Origin of the sequence: Faecalibacillus sp. H12, from assembly GCF_013361255.1 — a bacterium.
Taxonomy (GTDB): Bacteria; Bacillota_I; Bacilli_A; order Erysipelotrichales; family Coprobacillaceae; genus Faecalibacillus; species Faecalibacillus intestinalis.
On the sequence record NZ_JABWDK010000004.1, the window covers coordinates 1 to 13,574 of the forward strand.

12 protein-coding genes and 1 pseudogene are annotated in these 13,574 nt (G+C 29.4%); all 13 read left to right on the forward strand.

Annotation, left to right across the window (positions count from 1 at the left end; translation table 11 throughout):
* Positions 1-121: 121 nt before the first annotated feature.
* A pseudogene (locus HUU89_RS05285) lies at positions 122-487 on the forward strand (type II toxin-antitoxin system PemK/MazF family toxin); the annotation flags it as partial.
* A 764-nt stretch (positions 488-1,251) separates the two neighbouring features.
* A complete protein-coding gene (locus HUU89_RS05290; protein WP_175301176.1) occupies positions 1,252-1,611 on the forward strand; it encodes a flavin reductase family protein in 360 nt (119 codons plus the stop codon).
* 84 nt (positions 1,612-1,695) lie between these two features.
* Positions 1,696-2,640 (forward strand): NAD(P)H-binding protein, encoded by a 945-nt coding sequence (locus HUU89_RS05295; protein WP_117792971.1) that lies wholly within the window; start codon positions 1,696-1,698, stop codon positions 2,638-2,640.
* Between the two features lie 456 nt (positions 2,641-3,096).
* Positions 3,097-4,698: an ABC-F family ATP-binding cassette domain-containing protein gene (locus tag HUU89_RS05300; RefSeq protein WP_032091527.1), complete on the forward strand. Its 1,602-nt coding sequence runs from the start codon at positions 3,097-3,099 to the stop codon at positions 4,696-4,698.
* A 393-nt stretch (positions 4,699-5,091) separates the two neighbouring features.
* Positions 5,092-5,922: a diaminopimelate epimerase gene (gene dapF / locus HUU89_RS05305; RefSeq protein ID WP_175301177.1), complete on the forward strand. Its 831-nt coding sequence runs from the start codon at positions 5,092-5,094 to the stop codon at positions 5,920-5,922.
* 11 nt (positions 5,923-5,933) lie between these two features.
* A complete protein-coding gene (gene dapD, locus HUU89_RS05310; RefSeq protein ID WP_022002193.1) occupies positions 5,934-6,638 on the forward strand; it encodes a 2,3,4,5-tetrahydropyridine-2,6-dicarboxylate N-acetyltransferase in 705 nt (234 codons plus the stop codon).
* Positions 6,639-6,647: 9 nt separating this feature from the next.
* Entirely contained in the window at positions 6,648-7,778 is a 1,131-nt protein-coding gene (locus HUU89_RS05315; RefSeq protein ID WP_032091526.1) for a M20 family metallopeptidase, read from the forward strand.
* Positions 7,779-7,780: 2 nt separating this feature from the next.
* The gene (locus HUU89_RS05320; RefSeq protein ID WP_175301178.1) at positions 7,781-8,965 is read left to right on the forward strand and encodes an aspartate aminotransferase family protein; all 1,185 of its coding nucleotides are present in this window, start codon (positions 7,781-7,783) and stop codon (positions 8,963-8,965) included.
* A gap of 66 nt (positions 8,966-9,031) precedes the next feature.
* Complete coding sequence (locus tag HUU89_RS05325; RefSeq protein WP_175301179.1) at positions 9,032-11,092, forward strand: cysteine peptidase family C39 domain-containing protein; 2,061 nt, start codon at positions 9,032-9,034, stop codon at positions 11,090-11,092.
* Positions 11,070-11,531 carry an rRNA maturation RNase YbeY gene (gene ybeY, locus HUU89_RS05330; protein WP_032091524.1) on the forward strand — a complete coding sequence of 154 codons (462 nt, stop codon included), beginning with the start codon at positions 11,070-11,072 and terminating at the stop codon, positions 11,529-11,531. Before HUU89_RS05325 ends, ybeY begins: the two co-directional genes overlap by 23 nt.
* 1 nt (position 11,532) lies before the next feature.
* The gene (gene cdd, locus HUU89_RS05335; protein ID WP_022002188.1) at positions 11,533-11,928 is read left to right on the forward strand and encodes a cytidine deaminase; all 396 of its coding nucleotides are present in this window, start codon (positions 11,533-11,535) and stop codon (positions 11,926-11,928) included.
* The gene (gene era / locus HUU89_RS05340; protein WP_032091523.1) at positions 11,925-12,821 is read left to right on the forward strand and encodes a GTPase Era; all 897 of its coding nucleotides are present in this window, start codon (positions 11,925-11,927) and stop codon (positions 12,819-12,821) included. Before cdd ends, era begins: the two co-directional genes overlap by 4 nt.
* Positions 12,811-13,560, forward strand: a complete 750-nt coding sequence (gene recO / locus HUU89_RS05345; protein WP_022002186.1) for a DNA repair protein RecO — start codon at positions 12,811-12,813, stop codon at positions 13,558-13,560. The genes era and recO overlap by 11 nt, the downstream gene beginning before the upstream one ends.
* Positions 13,561-13,574: the final 14 nt, after the last annotated feature.

The following is a 13,574-nucleotide window of genomic DNA, read 5'->3' on the forward strand; positions in this document are numbered from 1 at the left end:
TACTCCGCCTAATAATTTAGAGCGAACCTCTAAGCACCGGATAATTTAATATACCCTTATATTTAAGGAGATTTTTTTAACATATTTATGCGAGTTGAACACTAAATAGTATTGTAATTATATGAAAGGAGTATGCAATGATAAAAAAATCAGTAGAGGTGAAATATATGTAGCCGACTTAAATCCGTATCAAGGTTCTGAACAAGGTGGGATAAGACCTGTAGTTATTTTACAAAATGATGCAGGAAATTATTTTAGTAGCACTACTATAGTTGCATCACTGACATCTCACGTAGGGAAAAAAGAAAATTTACCAACACATGTCTTTATTAACAGCCGAGAGGATCTTGAACATGATTCTATAATAATGTGCAAGCAAATAAGAACGATTGATAAATCAAGATTAATTAGATGTTTAGGTCGGTTAGACGAGTATGAGATGGAGGAAGTTGAAGAGGCTTTGAGCGTAAGATTAGGATGCTTTGATGACTCATTAAGTATAAATGTTGACAATCCAATTTATTTTGAGAATATAAGATTCTTTTTCTTGCACGTTGAAAATAGGACATACCATTGGCATTGGATAAGATTTTTTTTAATAATTATTTTTACCTTTACATGGTCCATTGGATATACGTCCTTCATTTATCCATGTAAAAAAGTTGGGTATCTCTTCTTTCCAATGTTCAAATGTCTTTATAACATTATTATTTGTTAGTGTTAAATGATTATAATTTAAGAATAATTCAATTTAAAAAGGAGCTGTTACGAAATTAAATAATTAATTTCATACAGTCTTTTCTTTTGTAAAATAAAAATAGGAATTTTAAATATCTATATAATAAAATTATTCTACTATAAGAAGCAATTGTATCTAATTACAATAATTCCTCAAACATAACGTTTGAGGAATTAATTGGTAAGAAATAAATATTACTGATAAGATATCAATATCCTATTTTTTAGTTAGATTTTATAAAAAACGGATGTTACGATTTTAAATTATTTCGAAACATTCCCCATGATAATTTATAGCGTACCGGATAATTTAATATACCTGACAAATCCATTGCCTATTTTTGTTTATTATAGGTATTAATAAAGGTGTTTAAGGAGATGAGTTGGATGAAAGAAATAGAAGTAAAAGATTTAATCAAATATATTAATCCTTTTAAAACCAGCCATTGCGATTGCTAGTGATGGAAAAGAAACCAACGAGCTTACAATTGGTTGGGCTGGATTTGGTTTTTTATGGAGAAAGCTACAGTCTATGTACATAAAACACGTTATTCAAAACATATTTTTGATCATGCTAAATATTATTCTATATGTTTTATGGATCAAGAACATAAAAATCAATTAGGTTATTTTGGACGTGTTTCTAGTAGAGATGAAAATAAAATGGAAAAGTGTGGAATGGCTGTTAATAATGAAGATGTTGCTCCTTATTTTGAAGAGAGTTCAGTCATTGTTTTATGTAAGGTTATGGGTAAAAGTGATTTTGATTCAAAGAGTGTTGATGAAAATGTTTATGAATGGTACCAAGAAGAAGGGGTTCATAGTCAATACTATGGAGAAATTGTAAAAATATTAGTTAAAGACTATAAGTAAAACTTATAGTCTTTATTAATAAATAAGGACTATGATTATCTTGTGAAAATGTTATCATATAACTGTAAAATAGGAGGAAGAATCATGGGTAAATTATTATTAACTGGTGTTGATGGTAACTTAGGTCAATTAGCTGCTGATGTTTTATTAACACTAGAACCAGTAGAAAACTTAATTTTTTGTGGATATAGTGAAGAATCACTAAAGAAATATGCTGAAAAAGGAATTGAAACACATGTCACAAACTTTAATAATCCAGATGGATTAGCTGAAGCTTTTAAAGGAGCAGATGCTCTAGCATTGATTTCCATGCCATTTGTTGGTGCTAAAAGACAAAATGCGCATAAAAATGCAGTAGATGCTGCTAAAGCTGCAGGTGTTAAACAAATTATTTATACATCTTTAGTCAATGCTGATGATGAAACAAATCCATCAGTAGAAAAGAAAGATCATATTTATACTGAAAAATATATTCAAGAAGTTGGTTTAGATTATCAATTTATGAGAAATTCTCAATATGCTGAAGCAATGGTCACAAACTACTTTACTTATGCACATATGAATGCACCACTTACAAATTCACAAGGTGATGGTTTAATGGCTTATATTTCACGTAAAGACTGTGCTAAAGCATTAGCTTATGCTTTACATCGATCAAATGAATTCCATCATAAAGTATGGAACATCAATGGTTTAGAATTAATGACAATTTCAACATTCTGTGCTATTGGAGATGTCAGTACAGGAAATCATGTTCCATTTGTGAATGTGACTGATGAAGAAAACTATCAAATTTGGGATGCTATGGGTGTTCCTAGAACAACAGATGGTGTATTCCAAAAAGATTCAGAAGCACCATTTTCATCAGATGGAATGGTTACATTTGCTCAAGCTATTAGAGAAGGTAAAATGGATATTCATACAAAAGACTTTGCTGAACTTACAGGAGATACACCTATTTCAGTAAGATATATGTTTGATCATCAAGAAGAATTCCAAATTGGTGAAAGACATTCTCAAGATAAATAAGATATTTAACAAAAGTGAATCGATAAAGGATTCACTTTTTTTATGCTCAAAAATTAAATTTCTATATATAGATAATGGATGTTTTAATGTCATAATTTAGAAAAACGGGGCAATATAGCATAAATGAAAGTGTTCCTTCATTTATAGAAAGGGTTAGATTGTTGTTAGAAAATGACTTGAAAGTTCAAATAGGAAACTTTTAGTAATTAATGCAAGACAAGCAGGAAAAATATTATGAGAGATGAAAGAAAAAGCGGATACGCTAAATTATAGAGGATATCAATTTTATAAAGAAAACCCGTCTTTGATGATATGAAAAGTCATTGAAAAAATATTTCAAGATTGTCATTTGTAATTAAATAAATATATTGAAAATCCATTTTATCTACTTTTAATAGACATTTTTTGTGTTTTATGTCATAATACCAAAGCTACTTAAAAGAAAGGAATGACGATATGATATCAACACAAAATGTCTCATTAAGATATGGAGATAGAGCATTATTTGAAAATGTTTCTGTTAAATTTACAGAAGGTAACTGTTATGGAATTATTGGTGCCAATGGTGCTGGTAAATCTACATTTTTAAAAATCTTAGCAGGAGAAATTGAACCTAATAAAGGGGAAGTTATTATTGAACCTCATAAAAGATTATCTGTTTTAAAACAAGATCACTTTGCTTATGATGAAAATAAAGTTGTTGAAACTGTTATTATGGGTAATAAAAGACTTTATGAAATCATGCAAGAAAAAGAAAGATTGTACGCAAAAGAAGATTTTAATGATGAAGATGGTATTTTACTTGGTGAATTAGAAGGTGAATTTGCGGATATGGATGGTTGGAACGCTGAAGCTGATGCTGAAACAATGCTTAATGGTTTAGGAATTACTTCTGAATTTCATGATATGTATATGAAAGATTTAGATGGAAATCAAAAAGTAAAAGTTTTATTAGCGCAAGCCTTATTTGGTGACCCAGATATTTTATTATTAGACGAACCAACAAACCACTTGGATTTAAAAAGTATTAATTGGTTAGAAAACTTCTTGTTAAATTTCAAAAATACTGTTATTGTTGTTTCTCATGACCGCCATTTTTTAAATAAAGTTTGTACACATATTGCTGATATTGACTATAGCCGTATTCAATTATACGTTGGAAACTATGATTTCTGGTATGAATATAGTCAAATGCAAATTCAACAAGCGAAAGATCAAAATAAAAAAGCTGAAGCAAAGAAAAAAGAATTGGAAGAATTTATTGCAAGATTCAGTGCCAATGCTTCAAAAGCCAAACAAGCAACTTCTAGAAAGAAATTATTAGATAACTTAGAAATGGTCGATATTAAACCATCTCTTAGAAGATATCCATTTATTGGTTTTAAACCAGGAAGAGAAGTTGGAAATATTGTTTTAAATGTTGAAGGTCTTACAAAAGTTGTAGATGGAGAAAAGCTTATTAATAATGTTTCATTCTCTATTCAACCAAATGAAAAAGTTGCTTTTGTAGGAGATGATAAAGCAACTGAAGCTTTCTTTAAAATTATTATGGGTGAAGATGAAGATTATGAAGGAGAATTTAAATGGGGTGTGACAACAAGCCAATCTTATTTCCCTAAAGATAACTCAAAATATTTTAATGACTGTGAATTATCACTTGTTGATTGGTTAAGACAATTTACAGATGGAACAGTATATGAACAAGATTTAAGAGGATGGTTAGGAAGAGTGTTATTCTCTGGAGAAGAAGCTTTAAAGAAAGCCAATGTTTTATCTGGAGGAGAAAAGGTAAGATGTATGCTTGCTAAAATGATGATGGAAGATGCTAATGTTCTTATTTTTGATGAACCAACAAACCATTTGGATCTTGAATCAATTCAAGCTTTAAACCAAGGTCTTATTCAATTTAAAGAAAATATTTTATTTACATGTCATGATCATCAATTTGTACAAACAATTGCTAATAGAATTATTGAATTTAATAAAGATGGTATGATTGATCGTTTATCAACATACGATGAATATTTAGAATATAAAGAAGAATTAGAAACAAAATAAAGGATCCAAGAAGGATCCTTTATTCGTTTACGATATATAATGTTTTATAAGGGAAGGAAATTTGAAAAAAATTTTTTCTAAGAAAGATGTTTAAATATTATTTATCTTTCTTGCTATTATCATAATAAACAATTGTGAACTGAATATTTCTTATTAAACAAAAAAAGCCTTTTTTAAAGACTTTTTTGTTTAAATAATAATTGGGAAGGGAATATGAATTTATTATTTAATGAAAGATGATTGATCTTTCATGGTTATAATATAGATGAAAACTATAATAGAACAATGGTTCAATCATGTGTTTTTATGTGATGTCATAAAATTAAATGATAAAGAAGATTGAAAAAAATTATCATTTTGGTAAAATTGTTTTAAACAATGTGAGGTGATAAAATGGAATTACATTTTACAAAAATGGAAGGTATTGGAAATGACTATATTTATGTTGATGGAATCCATCAAGAAGTACCGATGGATGCTGAATTTATTAGTCGTATTTCTAATCGCCATTTTGGTATTGGTGGAGATGGGATGATCGTTATTTTAAAGTCTGATCAATATGATTTTAAAATGCGTATGTTCAATCTAGATGGTAGTGAAGGAATGATGTGTGGAAATGGAATTCGTTGTTTTGCTAAATTTTGTTATGACCATCATTTAACAGATAAAAAGGTTTTAAATATTGAAACAAAGGCAGGTTTACGTATTGTAGAACTTATTTTTGATGGGGATGAAGTTATTGGCGCAAAAGTAGATATGCAAGAACCAATTTTAAATTGTAAAGACATTCCTGTTATTTTTGATCAAGAAAAAATGATTAATGAAAAAGTGATGATTGGAGATCAAGAATATGCTTTAACAGCTGTTTCTATGGGGAATCCCCATGTCATTACGTATGTTGATTCATTAGATTTTGATATTGAAACAATAGGAAAACAATTTGAACATCATCAAATATTTCCAGAATCAGTCAATACTGAATTTGTTGAAGTAATCAATGATCATTATTTAAAAATGCGTGTATGGGAAAGAGGCAGCGGTGAAACAATGGCTTGTGGAACAGGTGCCTGTGCCGTTATGTATGCAAGTTATTTGAATGGTTATTGTAAAGAAAAAGCAACAGTTGAGCTTCTTGGAGGAAAGTTAGATATTGAACTTCAAGAGGGACATATTTTTATGACAGGTCCAGCAACAACTGTGTTTGAAGGAAAAATAAAAATATAAGGAGGAAATTTATGTTACAAACAGCAGAAGAAATTATTAAGTATATTGGTGATGCAAAGAAACAAACACCAATTAAAATGTATTTAAAAGGTGAAAATTTACCTGATACAGATGCATTCCATTTATTTGGAGATAGTCATTTTAAAATTGCTATTGGAGATTTAGATGCCATCAATGCTTATGTTGAAGAAAATAAAGATTTAATCAAAGATTCATTTATTGAACAAGATCGTCGTAACAGTGCGATTCCAATGTTAGATATGAGAAATATCAATGCACGTATTGAACCAGGATGCTTCATTCGTGAAAATGTTTCTATTGGAGATAATGCCGTTATCATGATGGGTGCTGTTATCAATATCGGTGCTAAAATTGGTGAGGGATCAATGATCGATATGGGTGCTGTTTTAGGAGGACGTGCTGAAGTTGGAAAACATTGTCATGTTGGAGCTGGAGCAGTGTTAGCTGGTGTTATTGAACCACCTAGTGCGTCACCTGTTATTCTAGAAGATGATGTTTTAATTGGTGCAAATGCGGTTGTTATCGAAGGTGTTCATATTGGTAAAGGTGCAGTTGTAGGTGCAGGAAGTATTGTTACTCAAGATGTACCTGCTGGTGCGGTTGTTGTTGGAAATCCAGCAAGAATCATCAAAGAACAAAAAGATGAAAAAACTGAAGGTAAAACACAATTAATGGATGATTTACGTAAAATCTAGGATACGATTATGGAACAATTATTAGATCAAATAAGGACATGGCGTCGTCATTTACACGCCATTCCTGAAATCGGTTTTCAAGAATATAAAACATCAAAGTATCTTTATGAAGAATTAGAAAAAATGGGGTATCAACCTTTAAAAATAACAGAGACGGGAATCGCTGTTTATCTTGATTTTCATAAAGAAAAAACACTTGCTTTTAGAAGTGATATTGATGCTTTAGAAATTGAAGAACAAACAGGTGTATCATTTAAAAGTACACATCAAGGAAAAATGCATGCCTGTGGTCATGATGGACATATGACAGCACTTCTTGGACTTGCTTATAAGCTAAAAGATGTTCAAGATCTACCACATAATGTTTTGCTTATTTTTCAACCAGGAGAAGAAGTGGTCAATGGGGCACCATCAATTATTAATACAGGTATTTTTGAAAAATATCATGTTAAAGGAATTTATGGTTTACATATGTTCCCAGATGTTGATGAAGGAAAAATTGCTTGTCGTAAAGGTCCTTTAATGGCTGAAAGTGGTGAATTGGATGTAACGGTTCATGGTAAAAGTGCACATGCAGGTAAGTATCATGAAGGAATTGATTCAATTGTGATTGCGAGTTTTTTGATTAGTAATTATCAAAGTATCATTTCACGAATGATTTCGCCTATGCAACCTTGTGTTTTAAATATAGGTGAAATACACGGGGGAACGGTCAGAAATATTGTGGCTAGTCAAACAAGTTTCCATGGAACTCTTAGAACGTATAGTGAAGAAGTTTTTTCACGTATTGTAGAAGCAATGAAAGGGTTTAATCAAGGAATGGAACAAGCATATCATTGTCAAATTGATTTTGCCTGTCAACCTTTTAACCCACCTGTTTTAAATGATGCACATTTATATGAAGAACTTAAAAAGAATGTTGGCGCAAACTTCGAAGAACTTGAAGAACCTGTGATGTTAGCAGAAGACTTTGCTCATTATCAAAAAGTGATTCCTGGTGTTTTCTTTTATGTGGGGACAAGATGTAAAGAATATACTTCAGGTCTACATACACCAACTTTCAATTTTCATGAAGAGGTTTTAGTACAAGCTGTTGAACTTTATGAAAAACTTGCAAGAAATGTACAATTGGGGGACTAAAAATGAATTATTATGATAGATCATTGGATGCTTTAATGCATGCCTATGGAAGATATAATGTCACATTTGATCATGGAGATGGCATTCATTTATATGATGTTGATCAAAAAGAATATATTGATTTCTTTTCAGGGATTGGTGTTAATTCTTTTGGTTATAATTATCCAGCTTATGTAGAAGCCATGGAAAAACAATTACATAGATTAATGCATATTTCTAACTACTTTAATACTGTTGAAACAATTGAAGCAGCTGAATGTGTTAAAAAAGCTACAAAATTAGATAAAGTATTCTTTACAAATTCAGGAGCTGAATCAACAGAAGGTGCTTTGAAACTTGCACGTAAATATTATTATCAAAAACATGGAAAAGCGGATAGTGAAATTATTTCTTTAAATCATTCTTTCCATGGAAGAACAACAGGATCTGTTAAACTTACAGGAAACGCACATTATCAAGAAGCTTTTGGACCTTTAATTGAAGGTGTTAAATATGCCAATATCAATGATTTAGAAAGTGTTAAAGCATTAGTAAATGAAAAAACAGCAGCTATCATCGTTGAACCTGTTCAAGGTGAAGGTGGCGTCTATGTTTGTTCAAAAGAATTCTTAACAGGTTTAAGAAGTCTTTGTGATGAAAAAGATATTGCTTTAATTTTAGATGAAGTTCAATGTGGTATGGGTCGTACAGGAACAATCATGACTTATTTCCAATACGATATCTTACCTGATATTTTATGTTTAGCTAAAGGAATTGGGGCAGGTTTTCCAATGGGAGCTTTTGTCGCAAATAAAAAATTTGCTGCTGCGATGGAACCTGGAGATCATGGTTCTACTTATGGTGGAAATCCAATGGCTGGTCAAGCATGTAGAACGGTCTTTAAAATCTTAGAAGAAACAAAAATGCTTGATCATGTTCAAGATATCAGTGAATATTTAATTGAAAAATTAGATGATTTAAAAGATAAATATTCTTGTATTAAAGAAAGACGTGGTTTAGGATTGATGATTGGTTTAGAATTTGATCGACCAGTTAAAGATATTGTTCAAACTTGTTTAGATAATGGACTTATTGTTGTTATGGCAGGAGCGAATGTTATAAGAATGTTACCACCATTTATTACAACTGAAAAAGATGTTGATCAAGCAATTGCTATTTTAGATCAAGCAATTGAAAAAAATATTTAAAAAATTGAAAAAATTAAAAGAAAAATAGGATGTTTTTGACATATATAATGATGAGGTGATAAATATATGTTGAAATATCCTATTTTTTTACAAGATAATGAAAACAGTTGTGGGGCATACTGTATTAAAATGCTCTTAAGCTTTTATAAAAGAGATGATGAAATTAAAAATATTAAAAAGCGTTGTCGTCTTACAAAAGAAGGCATTACGGTTTATGGATTGATACAAGTTTTAAAAGAATATCATCTAGAAGCAAAAGCTTATCAATGTGAGTTTAAACATTTATTTGAAGAAGTCAATTGTCCAGCAATCGTGCATTTAAAACAAGATGATCTCTATCATTATGTCATCCTCTATAAAGTTAAAGATGGATATTTTTTAGTAGGAGATCCAGCTAAAGGACTCATAAAAATGTCTTATGAAAGTTTTTCAAAGCAGTTTACAGGAATTATTATCATGATTGATCATGTAGGAATGCCAATTACTAAAAGAACGAATTATACTTTTCAAAATTTTTTAAAAGATCATTTTAAACAGCATTATCAAACAATCATTAAGATGATGATTAAAACCATTATTATTTCAATGCTTACAATGATTTTTTCTTATTATTATCAATTGATGATTGATTCTTTTTCAAAGTATCCAATCTATCAAATTGTTTTCATTTCTCTTGGCTTTACAGTGCTCTATGCCTTTAAACTTTTATTAGATTATTTAAGAAGACAACAAATTTTAGAATTAAGCAGAGAACTTAATCAAGAATATGCTTTAAAAACCATGCAAAATCTTATTTATCAAGATTATGATTACATGGATGGTTTAGAAAAAGGAACATTGTTATCAAGATCACAAAATTTATTTGAATTAAGTCAATATTTTATAGAATTTTATCATGTGATCTTTATTGATAGTATTTTAATGCTTTTCATTTTGATTTTTATTTTATCGATTCAATTCTTTTTGTTTTTGATTGTTTTATTGATGATGGTTATTATTTTTTTAGTATTTTATTTTTATAGTAAAAAACTACATATTGAAAATAAAAAAATATTAGAACAAAAAGAACATTTAAATGATGGCCTATTAGAATTTCAAGAAAACTATTTTCAAACAATTCAGTTTAAAGTTAAAAAAATGATGAAAAATAAACTAGGATATCTCTATGATACTTACTTTATGAATGTCTATCATCATGATGAAATGACCAATATACATCAAGTTCAATTAGAAGCCTTGATTCAAATCATGATTATGGCTGTCTTATTATTGGCAATCATCATTTATAAAAAGCAACAAATGACCCTTGGAACAGTGATGCTTGTTTATTTATTACTTTCTTATATGATCAATCCTTTAATGAAAATATCAGTCTTTATTGCGATGCATGATGAATTACAAATTATTTTTGAAAGATATAAAGAAATGTTACCTGAAAAAAGAGAGAGGAAAAAGAAAATCAAAAAGATAAAAAGCATTGAATTAAAACATGTAAGTTTTAGTTATGGTTATACCCGACCTCTTTTTGATCATTTTCAATTAAAAATAGAACGTTCATTATTTATTCAAGGTAAAACAGGAAGTGGTAAATCAACACTTTTGAAACTTATCATGAATCAATTACAACCAACAAAAGGAGAAATTGTTATTAATGGAATCAATCTACAAGAACTTGATTTAAATAGTTATTATAGTCATATTAAATATTTAAATAAAACTCCCGTTTTTTATAAAGAATCATTAAGAACGAATATGATTTTTGATCGTTTGTTTTTAGAGGATAAAATGATAGAATTATTGCATTATTTTATGTTGGATGATTTAGTAAATGGTTTAGATTTGAAACTGGATGAACAGGGTGGCTTTTTATCATCGGGACAAGGACAACTCGTGATGATTATTCGTGCACTATTAAGTGAACCTGATGTTTTGATTTTAGATGAAGCATTTAGTAATATAGATCAAGAAAGATTACAATTATTGATCAATTATCTAAATTTTCAAAAGATCATCGTGATTATTGTTTCTCATCAAATAAATATGATGAACTGCCAGTTTGACTGTGTTATAATTGATTCAGGAAAAATAGTGGGTGAGGAAGATTATGGAAATAGATTTAGCACTTAATAATGAAGTAGAAGATTTTAAAGAAGATTATGAAAGTATTTATTTAGAAATTATTAAAGAAGCATGTAAACAATTAGATATTCATGATGATTTAGAATTATCAGTTATTTTTGTAGATGATCAGCGTATTCATGAAATCAATAAGGAATATCGTAAAATTGATCGTAGTACAGATGTTATTAGTTTTGCTTTAGAAGATAGTGAACAATATTATATTGAAGGTATGCCAAGAGAAATAGGAGATATTTTTATTTCAATTGATCATGCTAAAATGCAAGCAGAAGAATATGGTCATTCATTTTATCGAGAAATGTGTTTTTTATTTACACATGGTTTATTACATTTACTTGGATTTGATCATATGAATGAAGAAGATGAAAAAGTGATGTTTTCAAGACAAAAAGAAATATTGAATGCTTTAAATATTGAAAGGAAATAATATGGATCAAAATAAATTAATCGATTTAGCTTGGAAAGCAAGAGAAAATGCGTATGTTCCTTATAGTCATTTTAAAGTAGGAGCTTGTATTGCTTTAAAAGATGGAACATTTGTTCAAGGATGTAATATTGAAAATGCTGCTTATGGGTCAACAATGTGTGCAGAAAGAAATGCTGTCTTTGGCGCTTATTGTAAAGGTTATCGCAAAGAAGATATTATTGGACTAGCAATTGTTGCTGATTGTAGTCCGATTGCTTCTCCATGTGGGGCATGTCGCCAAGTATTATCAGAACTTGTTGATTTAGAAATGCCCATCTTTCTAGCAAATAAAGAAAAAGTAGAAAAACATACAATTGGTGAATTATTACCAATGGTATTTATAGGAGAGAGTTTATGAGTTTTAAATCAGGATTTGTCAGTATTGTAGGACGTCCAAATGTTGGAAAGTCTACCTTATTAAATCAAATATTAAAAACAAAGCTTGCAATCATGTCAGATGTTGCTCAAACAACACGTAATACAATTCAAGGTATTTATACAGATAATGAAGCACAAATCATTTTTATGGATACACCAGGAATCCATAAACCTCAAGATGGTTTAGGAAACTTTATGAATACGACGGCTTTAAATAGTATTTATGGAGTGGATATGGTTTTATTTATTGCACCAGCAAATGAAACGATTGGTAGAGGAGATCGTTTTATTATTGAAAGATTAAAAGAAGCGGATGGACCGGTTTTCCTTTTACTTAATAAATGTGATCTTGTTTCTAAAGATGAAGTTATTAAAAAATTAACAGAATGGAAAGAACTTTTTGATTTTAAAGAAATCATTCCTATTTCAGCTTTAGAAGATCAAAATGTGGATACATTGATTTCTACAATTAAAACATATTTAAATGAAGGAATGATGTATTATCCAAAAGATCAAATGACAGATCATCCAGAAAGATTTGTAATGGCTGAATTTATTAGAGAAAAGATCCTTTATTTTACAAGAGAAGAAGTTCCTCATAGTGTTGCGATTGTTGTTGAAAGAATGGCAGAATTAGAGGATGGCAGCGTAGAAGTTATTGCGACAATTGTTGTTGATCGTAAATCTCAAAAGGGTATTTTGATTGGTAAACAAGGAAGTATGATCAAAAAAATTCGTCAAAATGCACAAAGAGAAATGAAACGTTTTTTACAAACAACAGTGCATTTGGAATTGTTTGTTAAAGTTGAAAATAATTGGCGTAATAAACAAAAATATTTAAAAGAATTTGGTTATAACGAAGATGACTATTAAAAAAGAAGAAGTTGTTTCTTTAGGTATTGTTTTAAAGACGCATCCTTATAAAGAAAGTGATTCTTTAGTCACTGTGTATTTTAAAGATTATGGAAAAATGACTTTGATTGCTCGGGGTGTAAAAAAATTAAAAAGTAAAAATGCTTCGGCTTGTCAAAGTCTTACACTTTCAGAGTTTACTTTTATACCTAGAAATGGTTTATCAACGATGATTAAAGCAAGTTCGGTTGATTTTTATCGTTATATTAAAGAAAATCTTGAATTAGAAGCTTATGCAAGTTATTTTATGGAATTTGTTTTAAAGAATGAAGAAGATAATCAACCGGATTTAGAAATCTTTGATACTTTAAAAAAATCATTAGATGCTCTAAATCATGGTTATCCCTACCCATTGGTTTATCTATTATATAATGCATTTATTTTAAAAAGATGCGGGATGGCTTTACAAGTTGATGGCTGTGTAAGATGTTTAAGACAAGATCATATAGCAGGAATCAGTTTAGAAGATGGGGGCTTTGTCTGTCATGATTGTTTATCACTTCATGATAAACAGTTAGATAAGGTAACATTAAAGGCTTTTCGTCATATTAATAAATTAACGATTGATTCTATTGATCAACTTAAAGTACCGGATGAATCTATTGATTTATTAATGGAAATTATGGATTATTATGTTGATGAGATGACGGGGATTTTATTTAAAACAAAGAAAATGATTCAAAGTCTTTCAAAAATATGACAAAAGTAGACACT